The sequence below is a fragment of the Mycobacterium sp. NGS26 genome (assembly GCF_059813025.1).
Window position 1 is genome coordinate 138,407 of record NZ_JCALDU010000008.1, and the last position, 14,206, is coordinate 152,612.

A 14,206-nucleotide genomic window follows, 5' to 3' on the forward strand; every position below is an offset into this window, starting at 1 on the left:
GTCCGTTCCTAGTCATCCGAGCGAAAGCTTTCCTGCGATTGCGCGTAAAGGGGCAGCGGAAGTGATTGAAAGTTCACCCGAGGTGCGACGGCGGCCCAAGGACCGCAAGGCGCAGATCGCCCGGGCCTCGGCCGACGCGTTCAGCGCCCAGGGCTATCACGCGGTGAGCATGGAGGACATCGCCGCGCGGGTGGGCATCTCGCCGGCCGCGCTGTACCGCCATTCGCCGAGCAAGTATGACCTGTTCCGCGATGCGGTGCTCGCCCTGGGCCGACAGCTCGTCGAGGCCACCGCGTTCGCCGACGACGCCGCCGACGGCGACCCGGCGGAGCTGCTACAAGCCCTGGTCACCGCGCTCGTCGACACCGCGATCGCCAACCGGACCGCCGGCGGCCTGTACCGATGGGAGGGGCGCTATCTGCAGGGCGCCGACCGGACCGCCCTCAAGGACCAGCTCAGGCTCACCAACCGGCGCCTGCAACGGCCGCTGGCGGTCCTGCGGCCGACGCTGAAGCCGCCCCAGCTGTCGACGCTGTCGGCGGCGGCGCTCGCCGTGATCGGCAGCATCACCGACCACACGGCGCCGCTCGCGGTCGGCGAGATCCGCGACGCCGTGTCCCGGATGGCCGCCGACGTCCTCGCCGCCGACCTGCCGGCCGGCCGGGCCCGCGCGCCGGCCACGCCGCGACCCGCCGTCACCGCGTCCGCGGGCACCTACGAGTTCGTCCTGCACGAGTCGCTGCACCTGTTCTACGAGCGCGGGTTCCGCGACACCAGCATGGACGACATCGCGGCGGCCGTGGGCATGCAGCCGTCGGGGCTTTACCGTTACTTCCCCGGCAAGGTCGACATCCTGACCGCGCTGTATCGCCGTGCGGCGGACCGGCTTTCGGGCGACGTGGCCAAGGTCGTCGCGCGCACCGCCGACCCCGGGCGGGCGCTCTCGGCGCTACTGGACGCCTACGTCGCCCGATCCTTCGCGCGTCCCGAGGTCGCCTACATCTACTACACGGAGCGGCACAACCTGCCCGCGGAGGAGCTGCTGATGCTGGACGCGATCCAGCAGTCCAGCGTCGACGCGTGGGCCCGGCTGGCCGCGGCGGCGCGCCCGGGCCTGAGCGTCGGGCGGGCGCGGTACGCCGTCCACGCCGCCTACGCGGTCATCGTCGACCTGGGCCGGGTCGTCCGGCACGACAACAACACCGCACACGCCCGGTCGACCGCGCGCCGCCTGGCGGAGACCATCCTGCTGGGACGCCCGGCCGGAAAGGAGCGCGGCCGTTGATGACCAAGCTGCGGCGGCTGCTGAGCTACCAGATGACCGTCGCCGAGTGGATGGGGCTCGGGGTGCTGCTGGGCGCCCCGTACTTCGTCGTCGGGCTGATCTGGTCGTCGACCCACACCGACCACCTTCGCGGCATGCAGGGCGCCGACCTCGTCGTGTCGTTCCTCGGCTCGATCGTGTCCTGGCCGGTGCTGCTGTTCGCCAACGTCTGCATGACCTGAACGCCTTCCAACAGAACAGAATGTCAATTAACATAATGGGCGCCCGGCGCGCTCGAGGGGGTGTTGCCGAGCGGGGGTCGCCGGAGGGACCGCACATGTTGGACAAAGTTCGCCGGGTGCTCGGCTTCCAGGTCACCATCGGGCAGCTGATCGCCATCGGGTTGATCCTGGGCACGCCATACCTGCTGATAGGCACCATCTGGTCGACGACGCACACCGAGCATCTGCACCAGATGCACGGGGTCGATTTGGCGGTGTCGTTCCTGGGGTCGATCGTGTCGTGGCCGGTGCTGCTGTTCTCGAACGTCTGCATGACCTGAACTAACATTCACATAATCGGCCGTCGGCCGAGAAAGGAAATTGGGGGAATCTTGACTCGTCGTCACACGATCATCGGAATCGCGGGCCTGGCGCTTGCGCTGATCGGGCTCCTGGCCCTGGCGTATCCGGTCTACCTGGACCAATTCGACCTCTACGGCGTCCAGGTCGCCTGCGGCAACGGCTTCAGCGCCGACCTCAACCAGGCCGCGCAGGCCCACCTCGCCACCAGGTGCGACACCGCGCTGATCATCCGTCGCGCCTGGGCGATCCCGACGGTCGCCGTCGGGTCGCTGCTGATCGCGGCGTTCCTGCTGGCCTGGGTGCGGGCCGCGCAGCCCGAGAAGGAAACCTCGTCCGCCTGAGCCCACGGCATCGGCGAGCGCAGAACGGGTACCCCGCGGCGGACCGCCACCGCGCTCGAAGGGACGAATACGCAATGCAAGTCGGAGTGCACTTCATCGATTTCCTGCCGGGCGACCCGGCGAACCTGGGCCCGACGCTGGCCGACGCGGCCAGGGCCGCCGAGCAGGGCGGCGCGACGCTGTTCACCCTGGCCGACCACTTCTTCCAGATGGAAGCCCTTGGGCCCGCGGACAATCCGTTCCTCGAGGGCTACACGTCCCTGGGTTTCCTCGCCGGGCGGACGACGACGATCGAGCTGGCGTTGCTGGTCACCGGCGTCACCTACCGCTATCCGGGGGTGCTGGCCAAGGCCGTCACCACGCTCGACGTGCTGTCGCAGGGCCGATCGATGCTGGGGCTGGGCGCGGCGTGGTACGACCGCGAGCACACCGCGCTCGGCATTCCATATCCGCCGCTGAGCACCCGCTTCGAGATGCTGGAAGAGACGCTGCAGATCTGCCGGCAGATGTGGAGCGACGACGACGGGCCGTACAACGGCAAGCACTATCGGCTGGCCGAGACCATCTGTGCGCCGCAACCGATTCGGCGTCCGCCGGTGCTGATCGGCGGTGACGGCGAGCGCAAGACGCTGCGCCTGGTCGCGCGGTACGCCGACGTCTGGAACAGCATGGCGACCGACGCCGACGAGCTCGAGCACAAGATCGACGTGCTGAACCGCCACTGCGCCGCGCTCGGCCGCGACCCCGGCGAAATCCGCAAGACGGCGGGCGGCCTGCTGCCGCTCGACCCGTTCGAGGACACGGACGACTACCTGAAGACCGTGGAACGCTTCGGGGCGCTGGGCATCGAGATGATCAACATCGGTCCCCTGCCCGGCAACCCGGACCCCGTCGGCTTCATCCGCCGCTATGCCGACGAGCTGATACCGCGCCTCGCCGAAATCTAGCCCGCGCTGTCTTAGCCTGTCGCGGAACCGTTCAGCCGGGATAGCGCGAGTAGCACGCGTCCATGTTGCCGGTCACGCCGCCGCGAAACGCCGCTATCCGCGTGAAACCGGCCGGGACACTGGTGCCGTCGGCGTCGCTGGCGACAAGGTGGTTGGTGAGCAAGCCGGCAACGGCCTCGTCGAGATCGCCGGCGGTCAGCAAAAGCTCCTTCTTGGAAGGCAACTCGATGGGCTCGGCCATCTTGCGGTGCACGACACCGGTCAGGCATGCGGTCCGCAAAGCGGTCCACGGGCTTTGCATCGGCAGCCCGCGCTCGTGCTGCACCGCCAGCGCGTAGCGGGACATCACCACCGACAGGGCGGTGTCGTCGCCCTGCGGCAACGTGTGTTCGCTTTCGGCGGAGACCTTGCCCATCGACGCCAGCGCGGGCAGGTCGATCGAGATGGTGTTGGTGGCCGGGCAGTAGGACGCCGGCGGGCTGGGTTTCGCATCCGGGCAACCGGCCGGGCTGTAGGACACCGCCGGCGGATTCTTCGGGGAGAAGATCTTTCCCAGGAGTTCGGTCAGCGTCGACAGGGTGTCTTGGTCGATCGTGACCTCGCCGGTCTCCGGGTCCCCGTTGGTGTCGACCCGCAGGGCGTTGGGCAGATCGCCGCGGCGCTGCTCGATTTCCTGCTTGTTGATCCCCGCGCACGCCGATGCCCCGCTGATGAAGCCCATCTGGAAGGCACCGATGCGATCCAGCGCCGATCCGTGTTCGTCGTCGTTCTCGGCGTCGGCGTCCATCACCGGGTCGCGGGTGGTGATGATGCCCGCCAGCACGTGGTCGAGCCCGTCGGCGGTGCTCAGCGTGAAGCGCGGCGACTTGCCGTCGGCCACCCAGAACAGGTAGACACCGGCGAAGCAGTCGGCCTGCTGCTCGCGAACGATGGTGGGGTCCTTGCGCGTCACCAGTTTCGCCATCTGCTGCAGGGCATGCCCGAACTCGTGCGCCAGCACGCCGTTGACGGACATGTCGCCGAAATAGCGCTGCGCGATGGGCATGAACACCCCGCGATCCCAGGCGATCAGGTTGCAGCGCGACGTGAAAAACGCGTTGACGAGCTTGTAGGTGTCGTTGTGGCAGACGATCGGGCTGCTGGGGTTGTTGGAGTCATACGAGATCAGCTTGTCGACCGGGATGAACGTTCCCTTCAGCGAATCGCCGTACACCGACTTCCAGTACTCCTCGATGTCGTTCACCGACAGCAACGACAGCTTGTCGATCGTTCCGTTGTTGGTGTTGAGCACCGTCCCGTTCGGACTCGGCGCGTTCGGGCGAATGCCGCTGGGACCGTTGGTGGCCGGCAGGCCCCCGACCCGGAATGGGTCGTTGAGCATCGACAGGGCCCGCCCCTCGACGAAAGTGCTGCAGCCCGCGACCACGAGTGTCGCCGCTGCGCAGGCGATTGCCGCCCGCAGCGCCGCCACCGCGGCGCGCGGGCGGGCACCGGCCGGTCGACGTCGATTCCGCGCGTGGTTATCCATGACCAACCTCATCCCGACCGGCCTGCACGGCAGCATCAAAGGGATCTCATTCTAGATCCGTCGATCAACGAGCGTGCCACAAATCGGCACGCCAGCAAACCCCCGGACCGCCGATCGGCCGACGGGTGCTACGGCAGCCGGGTGCGGTGCCGCTTGTCGTGGGACGGGACGCCGTTGACGCCCCCGATCGACTCGGCGTAGCTGCCGACCGCGAACGCCAGCCCAGAACCCATGACCGCCAACGCTTCCCGGTCGATGTTGTCGAGGGTGTCCCGGGGGCCCTGGAAGTTCGGATCGAAGCCGACGCCGGCCTGCCCGCCCCACAGGCGCGCCTGCACAGTCGTTTTCGGCTGCGAGGCACCGGCGGTCAAACCGCCGATCGGCACGCCCGCCAACATGAAGGGGTGGTAGTCGGTCCGGGTGCCCAACGGCATGTCGGCGGGCCGCTTCCCGGACAGGTTCAGGTAGGCCGACAGCGTGCGCTCGATGCCGGCCGACCCCTCGGGCACGTCGCCGAACGCGATGCCCTGCCCGGGCGGACCGGACTGGTCGCCGTCGTCGGTGAAGAAGCCGGCGTTGCGGGAGCCGATCAGGTTGGCGTTCAGATACAGGGCGATGTCGTTGAGCTGACCGTTGTCCAGGCCGAACAGGTAGTCCATGACGCCGTTGAGGCCGTCCTCGTCGGCGCCCCAGAACGCGAACCGCACCGCGTTGTTCACCGGGGCCAACGGGCCCAGCTGCAGCGCCGTTTCCAGCACCGCGGCCACCCCGGAGCCGTTGTCGTTGATGCCCGGGCCGCCGCGCGGGCCGTCGAGGTGCGCGCCGACCACGATCACGTCGTTCGGCGAGCCGGTTTTGGTCTGCGCCAGCACGTTTCGCGACGTGATGTCGACGTTCTCGGCGTCCAGCACCAGGCGGATCGGCGCGCTGGCGCGCGCCAGGGCCCCGGCGGCGTACCCGCCCGCGACGGCGACCGGCACCGTCAGCTGCTTGAAGTAACCGCGGTTGAACAGCGTGGGCGGCGCGCCCTGGCCGCCGGGCGTGCTGAGCACCACGAGCGCCGCGGCGCCCCTGGCCACCGCGCTGTTCTGCTTGTCGACCACCGAGCAGCGGGAGTCGTCGACGACGGCGATGGCATCTTTGGGCATCGCGGCCGGGTAGTCGCCGGCCGCGCACCCGGACGGCACCGTGGGCCGGACCGGCGGCCCGGTCAGGCCGCCGGGCGGCGTGCGGACCAGCAGCGAGGCCTGGTCGACCGGATAGCTGCGACCGTCCAGCGTCAGCGCCGGCTTGCCCGGCGACACGGCGTACAGCCGGTCGAACTGCGGCGTCGACACGTCGAAACCCTTGCCGCGCAACGTCTTCGCCACATACTCCACGCTGGCGTCGTATCCGGGTGTGCCCTCCGCGCGGTTGCCCTTGTTGGCGTTGGCGATGTCCTGCAGCGCGCGCAGGTGGCCGAACATCGCGTCGACGGTCACCTTCGCGGCCAGGCCACGGCCCAGGTCCGGCGCCGCGGCGCGCGGCGCCGGGCGCGACGACGAGCAGCCCGCCAGCAGCCCGGTCAGCGCCAACACCGCCCCCACCCGGCGCAGCATGGCCCGCGTCATGGCTTGGACAGCACGTGGCGGGTGCGGTCCGGCATGATCGGGACGCCGTTTCGCCCGCCGAGGTCCTGTGCGTACAGGGCCACCGCGTAGGCGACGCCGCTTCCGCTGATGCCCAGCGAGGTGCGGTCGATGTGGTCGAGGGTGTCGGTCTTCTTGTGGTAGTTGGGGTCGAACGGCTCGTCGGCGGTGCCGCCCCACAGCTTCGCCTGCTCGCCGGACTTCTTGTTCTCCGCACCGGAGAACAGGCCGCCCGCCGGGATGCCGGCCAGCGTGAACCCGTCGTAGTCGGAGCGGCCGTCGAACGAGGTGTCCTGGGCCGTCTTGCCGGCCGACTTCAGGTAGGCGACGAAGGTGCGCTCGATGCCCGCGGAGCCCTCCGGCACCACCGGCTGGCCGCGCGCGTCCGCGGGCAGCGACTGGTCGCCGTCATAGGTGAAGTAGCCGGGGTTCGGCGACGCGAGCATGTCGAAGTTGAGGTACAGCGCAATGTTTTTGAGCGCGTCGAGGTCCAGCGACTCGACGTAGTTGCGCGATCCGATCAGCCCGAGCTCCTCCGCGCCCCAGAAGCCGAACCGCACGGCGTTGCGCACCTGTGGCGAATTCCCCAGCTGCACCGCGGTTTCCAGGACCGCGGCCACCCCGGACCCGTCGTCGTTGATGCCCGGCCCCTCCGGCACGCTGTCCAGGTGCGCGCCGGCCATCACCACGTCGGTGGGCGAGCCGGTCTTGGTCTGCGCGATGACGTTGCGGGCCTTGAAACTCTGGATGTGGGCGTTGAGCTTGATCGTGGCGCGTCCCGGCTGCAGGCGCAGCTGCACCCCGACGGACTTGGTCACGCCGACGACCGGGATCTTCACCTCGGTGTTCGCCCCCAGGGTCCCGCCCATCTGCTGCTCGTCGACGTTGTCGGCGACGATCATCGCCACGGCGCCGCGCTGCGCCGCGGCGTCCTCCTTCTGGGAGAAGGGGCAGACGCCGCGATCCACCAGCACCACGGCGCCCTGCACCGCCAGCCCGTCGTAGTCGGCGGGCTTGCAGCCCGGGCTGTCTCCGGTCGGCGCGGCCACCAGCGGCCCGCTCACCCCGTCCGCCGGCGTGCCGAGGCTGTAGTCCAGGGCGTGCGCCTCCACGGGCCTGCCGGCGACCGTCACCTCCGGCTTGTCGCCGTGGAACACCCGGGCCGAGAACTCCGGGGTCTGCACGTCAAAACCCTTGCCGCGCAGCGTATTAGCCACGTAGTCGACGGTGGCCTCATAACCGGGGGTGCCCACCGCGCGAGTGCCGTTGTTGGCGTTGGCGATGTCCTGGAGTTTCGTCAGGTGCGCCATCATCGCGTCGGTGGTGACCTTGTCGTGCAACGCGGTGGCGAACTGGGCCGCGGCGGGGTTAGCGGTCGCCTGCTCCAGGGTAGGGCAGCGATGCGAGCAGCCGGACGTGAGCACGGTGAGGGCGACCACGGCGAGCACCGCCGGGATCGGCCGCGAATTTTTTGCCATCGCGCCCAAGGGTATTAGACATACAGCGCGCTGAATGGCGCGGCGGGAATGTTGCGCACCACAAACCAGGCCAGCACCACCGCCAGCGTCACCGCCGCCGACCATCGACGGTGTTGCCAGCCCCGGATCCGTCGGCCCGTCACCCGGCCGTAGGTCCACGCGCCGTACGCCACCACCAGCAACACCAGCGCCACCAAGGCCAGCGCGTTGAACCTCGCGGCCGCCGTCACGTCACCGTGCAACAGCGAATACAGCATCCGCGCGCTCCCGCACCCGGGGCAGTCGATGCCCAACAGGGCCTTGGTGGGGCACACCGGCATCGGGCCACCCGGGGTCGTCGGGTCGGCCACCCAGGTAAAGGCGCACACCACCGTCGTGGACGCCGCCACCAGGAGCGGCGCGCCCAAACCCGCGGCCGCCGACCCGGTGCGGGTCACCATGATGCCGGCTTAGAACATCGCGGCAAGCGCCGCATTCGTATTGGCGTTGAACGCGCCGATCGCGATCAGGATGCCGTAGATGACGCCTACCACCACACCGGCGACCACCGACCAGATCACCCATTTCTTGGCGCTGTCGGCGGACGCCTGAGCCTCGGCGAAACGGCCCTGTGCCCACAACCCGTTCACCTGGCTCGATTTGACGATCGCCACGATCCCAAACGGGAGGCAGCAGAATATCGTCGCCAAGATCGACCACACCAAGTAGTTGTCCGGCGCTTGACCGCCGGGCGGCTGCTGCGGCGGGTAGCCGGGAGGGGGAGGAGGCGGCGGCTGTTGTGTCATCGGTACTCCAGTCGAGGGGAAGTTAGCTGGCGTAAAGCGGTGCTTACCATACCCGACGGCCGTCGCGCGAGTGGTTTGAACACGAAATTCATATCCCGGCCGATCTTGGCAAACGCAACGGGGCGCGGTGCGGGACCGGCGGCTTGCCACCGGATTCGCGCCTGGCTGCCACAATTCGTCCGGGAAGTCGCTCGAAATGCCGTGGCCTTCAGGATATTTCGCTAGCGCTGACGACGCGCGCGGCCGGCCGGCGCGGTCGCCGGGACGCGCCGAGAAAGGTGACCAGACAGATAATATCCAACGGAATGTGTTGCATACCCACGACATAGCCTTACGATCCGTTTAGCCGAAGCACGTTTCCCGGACGTCAGCGCAGCCGCACCGGCGGTCCGACGACCGTAAGGAGCCATCGAATGTTTCACCTGACCCTCGGGCGGGCCGCGACGGCCGCGGGACTCGTGTGCAGCGCGGTCTGCCTCGGCACGGCCACCGCCGCAGCGGATCCCACGGACACGCTCGCCGGCTCCCTGTCGAAGGGCTACAGCTCCAGCAACTGCACCTCGCAGGCGCCGCCCAACGGCGTGGCGGCGGTCCTGCAGTGCGGCCACAACAACGACCCCAACGGGCCGGTCTTTGCCAAGTACATGCTCTTCAACAACCCCGGCGACCTGGCCGGCTCGTTCGCCAACAGCATCAAGGCCGACACGCTGACCAATTGCGGGGACACCCAGTCGCCGACCGTGTGGCACCAGGGCAGCAATACCGACTCGGCGGGAAAGGTGGCGTGCGGGACGTATCAGGGCCAGGCGGAGGTCATCTGGACCACCGACGCCAAGAACGTGATGAGCCTCATCCGCGGATCCGGTGGTGACGTCGCGGCGCTCTACCAGTGGTGGCAGTCCAACGGCTGAACGGCTGAGCCCCAGCGCATTCCACGCACACCGAGCCGAAAGATGCTCGCAGTCACCGGTTTTCCACTAGAACAAAGGAGTTCAAAATGTCCCCTCTCACCCACGCACTGCGCGCCGCTGCGGCCGTAGCGCTCATGGGCGGTTTCGCCCTCGCCGGTGGCGCCACGGCGAGCGCGGACCCCACCGGCAGCTCGGCCGACGTCAACACGTTGGCCAGCGCGCTGTCGAAGGGCTACGGCCTCAACAATTGTCAATCGGCTGCGCTGACGGGCTCGGTGGTGGCCGAGCTCGACTGCGGGCAAAACCCCGACTCCAGCGGCCCGGCCGCCGGCGTGTACCAGCTCTTCAAGAACAGCACCGATGTCGCCAGCGCGTTCTCGGATGGCCTCGGCGGGGTATCCCTGGTCGCGTGCGGCGACAGTGGTAAATCGCCGACGACGTGGAGCCAGAGCGGCAAGACCGCTGGGCAGGTGGCGTGCGGAACCTACAAGAACGCCGCGGTGATCACCTGGACCACCGACGCCAAGAACGTGTTGAGCCACATCCGCGCCTCCAACACCGACGTCAACGCGCTCTACCAGTGGTGGCAGACCAACGGCTGACCTCTACAGCTGAGCCGCAACGAGTTCCGCGACCGCGCGCATCCCGGCGCCGGTGGGGTGCAGCGGGGCCGGCCGGCCCGGTAGCGGCACGCCGAGTCGCGCCGGCGTCGTCGTCCACGGCTCGGCCGACCAGGCGTGGTGTTGCCGGCTGGCCCCCGCGGCGCTGACGATCTCGCACCCGCTCACCACGGCGGCGTCGGCCGTGAGCCGTTCCAGCGCCTCGGCGACATGGCGGCCCAGGTCGGCCTCCGGCTGCGAGAGCGGCGGGGCCGGTGCGCCCGCGGGCGGCAGGATCGTCAGATAGTCGACGAAGCAGACCCGGGCGCGCGGTGCGCGCTCCCGCACCGCGCGGCCCACCGCGCGCAGCGCATCGGACACCTCGGCCAGGGCCCGGTCGCGGGTGTCACGGTCCAGCAGTTCGGATATCCGCCCACCCAGCACCGGCACGTGCCGCGCCCAGCGCGGCAGCGACGCGGCCATCAGCAGCGGGACGTAGCCGACGTCGTTGCCGCCGATGGTGACCGTGACCAGGCTCTCCGAGCCGTCCAGCGCGGCGATCTGCGGCGGCTGGCCGTGCTGGCGGTCGGTCAGCACGTGCGCGGTGGTCGCGCCGGAGAACGTCACGTCGACCAGGTCGAGCTCCAGCCGTTCGGCCACCAGATGCGGGTAGTTGCGGGCCGATCGGCCCGACCACCGCGGTGCGCCCGCGGCGCGCGGCCGGATGCCGGGACCGGCGGCCATCGAACTGCCAAGGGCCACATAGCGTTTCATCGGGACGGGCTGGATGCCTGCGCCCAGAAGCGTTTCGGGATACGCCCGGCCCGCCGCGCCAGGTAGCCGGCGGTGACGGCGGCGGCCATCGCCGCGGCCATCGCCGGTGGATCGGCGGCCCGGGTCACCGCGGTGGCCAACAGCACCGCGTCGCAACCCAGCTCCATCGCCAGCGCGGCGTCGCTCGCGGTGCCGACGCCGGCGTCGAGCACCACCGGAACGCGGGCGCGGGCGACGATCATCTCGATGTTGTGCGGGTTGGCGATGCCGAGGCCGGTGCCGATCGGCGAGCCCAGCGGCATCACCGCCGCGCAACCGGTGTCCTCCAGCCGCCGGGCCAGCGCCGGGTCGTCGTTGGTGTAGGGCAGAACGACGAACCCGTCGTCGACCAATTGCTCTGCGGCCCTGACCAATTCGACCGCGTCGGGCAGCAGCGTCCGCTCGTCGGCGATCACCTCGAGCTTGACCCAGTTGGTGTCCAGCGCCTCACGGGCCAGTTGCGCCGTGAGCACCGCCTCGGCCGCGCTGCGGCACCCCGCGGTGTTGGGCAGCGGCGTGATGCCGAGCCGGTTGAGCAGGTCCAGCATTCCGGTGCGGCCCTCGGCGTCGACGCGGCGCATGGCGACGGTGGTCAGCTCGGTGCCCGACGCGATCAGCGCCTCCTCCAGCACCGCCAGGTTGGTCGCTCCGCCGGTGCCCATGATGAGCCGCGACGCGAAGCTGCGGTCGGCGATCGTCAACTTGGAATCAGCCACCCTGCACCGCCGTCACCACCTCGAGTCGCGCTCCATCGAAAAGCTTTGTCGTCCAATCCGAACGAGGCAGCACGGAGAGGTCCATCGCCACCGCGATACCCCGGTCGGGAAAGCCCAGCGACTCCAGCAGCGCCGCGACCGTGGTCTGCTCGTCGACCTCGACCCGTTTCTCGTTGACCGTGACGATCATCGGGGGGCTCCCACCGGAACGAGTTCGGAGACAATCCGTTCCGCGGTCCACGGCGCCAGCAAAAATCCCGACCGGCCGTGGCCGGCGGCGACCAGGGTGCGCGCGTCCAGCCGTCGCACCAGGGGCAGGTTGTCGGGTGTCGTCGGGCGCAGCCCGGCGGCGCACTCGGCCAGCTCGTACTCGCCCAGCGCCGGCAGCACCGCACACGCGTCGTCGAGCAGGTCGCGGACCCCGGACACCACCGGGGCCGTGTCGCGGCCGTGCTCGTACTGGGTGGCACCCACCACGACGCCGTCCGCGCGCGGAACCACGTACACCTGCCGCCCGTGCACGCGGGCGCGAATAACCCTGCCCAGCAACGGCATACAACCCTTTCGCCAGCGCAGGCGCAGCACCTCGCCCTTCACCGGGCGCACCGGCAGGCCGGGCCACAGCGCGGGCGCGTCGATGCCGTTGGCGATCACCACCGCGTCCCCGTCGGCCCCGGCCAGGTCGTAGACCGGCGGCGCCCACTCGACGCCGAGACGCTCGCAGTCCGCTGCCAGCGCGTCGAGCAGCACGCGGTTGTCCACCGCCAGCTCGGTCGGCGCCCGGAAGCCGTGCCGGATGCCCTGTGCCAGCAGCGGTTCGACGTCGCGGGCGGCCGGCTCCCACACCACCGGGTGACCCTGCGCGGACAGCCAATCGGCGACGGTGCGCAGGTCCGCCACGTCGGCGGGGTCGACGGCCACCACCAGCGACTCGCGCGCGGTGATCACGCCCGGCGGCAGCCCGTCGGTGAAGCCGCCCTCGCGCCACAGCCGCAGTGACTCGCACCCCAGCCGCAGCAACCGCTCCTCGCCGGGCCAGGCCTCGCTGTGCGGCGCCAGCATCCCCCCGGCGACCCGGGACGCGCCGGCCTCGCCGGTGCGGTGCACCCGCACCGCCCACCCGGCCCGCGCCGCCGCGCGCGCCACCGACAGCCCGATGACGCCGCCGCCGATGACGGCCAGAAACTGCATCCTGCGCTCCCTTCGCCGGCATGACCCGGATCAGGTTCGACGGTAAGGGCACGCGCGCCCACTCTCAGTCCCCGTTCGCCGGGACTCCCGTGTTTGTTCGGGTTCCACGCTAGCGCGCTAGCGTCGCGGTGTGCACCAACCCGCCGCCCGTCTCGCCTCGGCCAGGCTCTACCTGTGCACCGACGCCCGCCGTGAGCGCGGCGACCTGGCCGAATTCGCCGACGCCGCGCTGGCCGGCGGGGTGGACGTCATCCAGCTCCGCGACAAGGGATCGGCCGGTGAGCAGCGGTTCGGGCCGCTCGAAGCGCGCGACGAGCTGGCGGCGTGCGAGGTGCTGGCGGACGCGGCCCGCCGGCACGGCGCCCTGTTCGCGGTCAACGACCGGGCCGACATCGCCCGCGCGGCCGGCGCCGACGTGCTGCACCTGGGCCAGGGCGACCTGCCGCTCGACGTCGCGCGGGAGATCGTCGGGCCGGACACGCTGCTCGGCCTGTCCACCCACGATCCCGGCCAGGTCGCCGCGGCCGCGACAAGCGAGGCCGACTACTTCTGCGTCGGCCCCTGCTGGCCCACCCCGACCAAGCCCGGCCGCGCGGCGCCGGGCCTGGACCTGGTGCGCGCCGCCGCACAAGCGGTCACCGAACTCGCCGGCGACAAGCCGTGGTTCGCGATCGGCGGCATCGACGCCGCGCGGCTGCCCGACGTGCTCGCGGCCGGGGCCCGGCGGGTCGTGGTGGTGCGGGCGATCACCGCGGCCGAGGACCCGGGGGCGGCGGCGCGCCAGCTCAGGTCAGCGCTTGCAGCAGCGAGCTGATCTCCGGGCTCAGCGGCTCCTGATCCGCGTCGCCCGGCATGCACCAGACGAATTTCCCGGATTCGATCTCCATCGTTCGCGGCAGGCGTCGCCGCCGCTCGTCGGCGTGGCCCAGCGGCACCAGCGCCGGTGAGGTGCGCAGCCGGTGCCAGCTGTCGGCGAAGCCGGGGTGCAGCGGCAGGCCGGCCACCTCGTCCTCGCCCACCCAGCGCAGCTCGGCGCTCTCGCGGTTGGGCACGGTGTGCAGCAGCTCGCCGGCGTCGGCGACGACGGTGGTGTAGGTCCAGTGCGCGCCGCCGGGCCCGGAGACCTCGGCGGTGACCACGGTCGCCCGCACGGCCAGCAGCTCGGCGAGCAGCCCGGCCTCCTCGCGCGCCTCGCGGACCGCGGTCTCCTCCGCGGACTCGTGGCTGTCGCGGGCACCGCCCGGCAAACCCCACGTCCCGCCCTGATGGCTCCACACCGCGCGATGCTGAAGCAGCACCGCCGGGGTGCCGTCGGGTCGCGGGGCCCGCAGCAGCAGCCCGGCCGCGCCGTACCGGCCCCAGTAATGGACGCCACGGTCGGATATCACCCATCCGTCACCGTCGCCCTGCACGAGTTCAGG

At 70.4% G+C, this 14,206-nt stretch carries 18 protein-coding genes and 1 riboswitch; of the genes, 8 read left to right on the forward strand and 10 right to left on the reverse strand.

Annotated features, from left to right (window positions below):
* Positions 1 to 82 precede the first annotated feature (82 nt).
* From AC5Y6X_RS23375 to AC5Y6X_RS23395, 5 genes are all read left to right on the forward strand, one after another.
* A complete protein-coding gene (locus AC5Y6X_RS23375) occupies positions 83 to 1,285 on the forward strand; it encodes a TetR/AcrR family transcriptional regulator (RefSeq protein ID WP_499989680.1) in 1,203 nt (400 codons plus the stop codon).
* Positions 1,285 to 1,506 (forward strand): hypothetical protein, encoded by a 222-nt coding sequence (locus AC5Y6X_RS23380; protein WP_420715987.1) that lies wholly within the window; start codon positions 1,285 to 1,287, stop codon positions 1,504 to 1,506. The genes AC5Y6X_RS23375 and AC5Y6X_RS23380 overlap by 1 nt, the downstream gene beginning before the upstream one ends.
* A gap of 95 nt (positions 1,507 to 1,601) precedes the next feature.
* Complete coding sequence (locus tag AC5Y6X_RS23385; protein ID WP_324681722.1) at positions 1,602 to 1,826, forward strand: hypothetical protein; 225 nt, start codon at positions 1,602 to 1,604, stop codon at positions 1,824 to 1,826.
* Between the two features lie 51 nt (positions 1,827 to 1,877).
* The gene (locus AC5Y6X_RS23390) at positions 1,878 to 2,189 is read left to right on the forward strand and encodes a hypothetical protein (RefSeq protein WP_324681720.1); all 312 of its coding nucleotides are present in this window, start codon (positions 1,878 to 1,880) and stop codon (positions 2,187 to 2,189) included.
* Positions 2,190 to 2,263: 74 nt separating this feature from the next.
* Positions 2,264 to 3,136 (forward strand): LLM class F420-dependent oxidoreductase, encoded by an 873-nt coding sequence (locus AC5Y6X_RS23395; RefSeq protein ID WP_499989520.1) that lies wholly within the window; start codon positions 2,264 to 2,266, stop codon positions 3,134 to 3,136.
* Between the two features lie 31 nt (positions 3,137 to 3,167).
* Here AC5Y6X_RS23395 and AC5Y6X_RS23400 read toward each other — a convergent pair whose 3' ends face one another.
* The 5 genes from AC5Y6X_RS23400 to AC5Y6X_RS23420 form a co-directional block, all read right to left on the reverse strand.
* Positions 3,168 to 4,664, reverse strand: coding sequence for a neutral zinc metallopeptidase (locus AC5Y6X_RS23400; protein ID WP_499989521.1), 1,497 nt, complete (start codon positions 4,662 to 4,664; stop codon positions 3,168 to 3,170).
* Positions 4,665 to 4,792: 128 nt separating this feature from the next.
* Entirely contained in the window at positions 4,793 to 6,262 is a 1,470-nt protein-coding gene (locus tag AC5Y6X_RS23405) for a M28 family peptidase (RefSeq protein WP_499989681.1), read from the reverse strand.
* A gap of 8 nt (positions 6,263 to 6,270) precedes the next feature.
* Positions 6,271 to 7,770, reverse strand: a complete 1,500-nt coding sequence (locus AC5Y6X_RS23410) for a M28 family metallopeptidase (RefSeq protein WP_499989522.1) — start codon at positions 7,768 to 7,770, stop codon at positions 6,271 to 6,273.
* A 14-nt stretch (positions 7,771 to 7,784) separates the two neighbouring features.
* Entirely contained in the window at positions 7,785 to 8,210 is a 426-nt protein-coding gene (locus AC5Y6X_RS23415; protein WP_499989523.1) for a DUF2752 domain-containing protein, read from the reverse strand.
* A 9-nt stretch (positions 8,211 to 8,219) separates the two neighbouring features.
* Positions 8,220 to 8,555 (reverse strand): CD225/dispanin family protein, encoded by a 336-nt coding sequence (locus tag AC5Y6X_RS23420; RefSeq protein WP_499989524.1) that lies wholly within the window; start codon positions 8,553 to 8,555, stop codon positions 8,220 to 8,222.
* A gap of 413 nt (positions 8,556 to 8,968) precedes the next feature.
* On the opposite strand from AC5Y6X_RS23420, the gene AC5Y6X_RS23425 reads away from it, so the two are divergent.
* On the forward strand, positions 8,969 to 9,466 hold the full coding sequence (locus AC5Y6X_RS23425; protein ID WP_499989525.1) for a serine/threonine protein kinase: 498 nt from the start codon (positions 8,969 to 8,971) through the stop codon (positions 9,464 to 9,466).
* 86 nt (positions 9,467 to 9,552) lie between these two features.
* The gene (locus AC5Y6X_RS23430) at positions 9,553 to 10,068 is read left to right on the forward strand and encodes a serine/threonine protein kinase (RefSeq protein WP_499989526.1); all 516 of its coding nucleotides are present in this window, start codon (positions 9,553 to 9,555) and stop codon (positions 10,066 to 10,068) included.
* Between the two features lie 3 nt (positions 10,069 to 10,071).
* Here AC5Y6X_RS23430 and AC5Y6X_RS23435 read toward each other — a convergent pair whose 3' ends face one another.
* The 4 genes from AC5Y6X_RS23435 to thiO all read right to left on the reverse strand — a co-directional run bounded on the left by AC5Y6X_RS23435 (position 10,072) and on the right by thiO (position 12,785).
* The gene (locus tag AC5Y6X_RS23435; protein ID WP_499989527.1) at positions 10,072 to 10,839 is read right to left on the reverse strand and encodes an SGNH/GDSL hydrolase family protein; all 768 of its coding nucleotides are present in this window, start codon (positions 10,837 to 10,839) and stop codon (positions 10,072 to 10,074) included.
* Positions 10,836 to 11,594: a thiazole synthase gene (locus AC5Y6X_RS23440; RefSeq protein WP_499989528.1), complete on the reverse strand. Its 759-nt coding sequence runs from the start codon at positions 11,592 to 11,594 to the stop codon at positions 10,836 to 10,838. The genes AC5Y6X_RS23435 and AC5Y6X_RS23440 overlap by 4 nt, the downstream gene beginning before the upstream one ends.
* Entirely contained in the window at positions 11,587 to 11,784 is a 198-nt protein-coding gene (gene thiS / locus AC5Y6X_RS23445) for a sulfur carrier protein ThiS (RefSeq protein ID WP_324681701.1), read from the reverse strand. The genes AC5Y6X_RS23440 and thiS overlap by 8 nt, the downstream gene beginning before the upstream one ends.
* The gene (thiO, locus tag AC5Y6X_RS23450) at positions 11,781 to 12,785 is read right to left on the reverse strand and encodes a glycine oxidase ThiO (protein WP_499989529.1); all 1,005 of its coding nucleotides are present in this window, start codon (positions 12,783 to 12,785) and stop codon (positions 11,781 to 11,783) included. Before thiO ends, thiS begins: the two co-directional genes overlap by 4 nt.
* Positions 12,776 to 12,886, reverse strand: a riboswitch (TPP riboswitch). It overlaps the preceding gene by 10 nt.
* Before the next feature lie 29 nt (positions 12,887 to 12,915).
* Here thiO and thiE point away from each other — a divergent pair.
* Positions 12,916 to 13,599, forward strand: a complete 684-nt coding sequence (gene thiE, locus AC5Y6X_RS23455; RefSeq protein WP_499989530.1) for a thiamine phosphate synthase — start codon at positions 12,916 to 12,918, stop codon at positions 13,597 to 13,599.
* On the opposite strand, the gene AC5Y6X_RS23460 is transcribed toward thiE, so the two are convergent.
* Complete coding sequence (locus AC5Y6X_RS23460; RefSeq protein ID WP_499989531.1) at positions 13,571 to 14,197, reverse strand: NUDIX hydrolase; 627 nt, start codon at positions 14,195 to 14,197, stop codon at positions 13,571 to 13,573. The genes thiE and AC5Y6X_RS23460 overlap by 29 nt on opposite strands.
* Positions 14,198 to 14,206 lie beyond the last annotated feature (9 nt).

Coding starts and splice junctions, on each gene's coding strand:
- AC5Y6X_RS23380 (WP_420715987.1), top strand. CDS start 1,285: ATGACCAAGCTGCGGCGGCTGCTGAGCTACCAGATGACCGTCGCCGAG.
- AC5Y6X_RS23385 (WP_324681722.1), top strand. CDS start 1,602: ATGTTGGACAAAGTTCGCCGGGTGCTCGGCTTCCAGGTCACCATCGGG.
- AC5Y6X_RS23395 (WP_499989520.1), top strand. CDS start 2,264: ATGCAAGTCGGAGTGCACTTCATCGATTTCCTGCCGGGCGACCCGGCG.
- AC5Y6X_RS23400 (WP_499989521.1), bottom strand. CDS start 4,664: ATGGATAACCACGCGCGGAATCGACGTCGACCGGCCGGTGCCCGCCCG.
- AC5Y6X_RS23405 (WP_499989681.1), bottom strand. CDS start 6,262: ATGCTGCGCCGGGTGGGGGCGGTGTTGGCGCTGACCGGGCTGCTGGCG.
- AC5Y6X_RS23410 (WP_499989522.1), bottom strand. CDS start 7,770: ATGGCAAAAAATTCGCGGCCGATCCCGGCGGTGCTCGCCGTGGTCGCC.
- AC5Y6X_RS23415 (WP_499989523.1), bottom strand. CDS start 8,210: ATGGTGACCCGCACCGGGTCGGCGGCCGCGGGTTTGGGCGCGCCGCTC.
- AC5Y6X_RS23420 (WP_499989524.1), bottom strand. CDS start 8,555: ATGACACAACAGCCGCCGCCTCCTCCCCCTCCCGGCTACCCGCCGCAG.
- AC5Y6X_RS23425 (WP_499989525.1), top strand. CDS start 8,969: ATGTTTCACCTGACCCTCGGGCGGGCCGCGACGGCCGCGGGACTCGTG.
- AC5Y6X_RS23430 (WP_499989526.1), top strand. CDS start 9,553: ATGTCCCCTCTCACCCACGCACTGCGCGCCGCTGCGGCCGTAGCGCTC.
- AC5Y6X_RS23435 (WP_499989527.1), bottom strand. CDS start 10,839: ATGAAACGCTATGTGGCCCTTGGCAGTTCGATGGCCGCCGGTCCCGGC.
- thiS (WP_324681701.1), bottom strand. CDS start 11,784: ATGATCGTCACGGTCAACGAGAAACGGGTCGAGGTCGACGAGCAGACC.
- thiO (WP_499989529.1), bottom strand. CDS start 12,785: ATGCAGTTTCTGGCCGTCATCGGCGGCGGCGTCATCGGGCTGTCGGTG.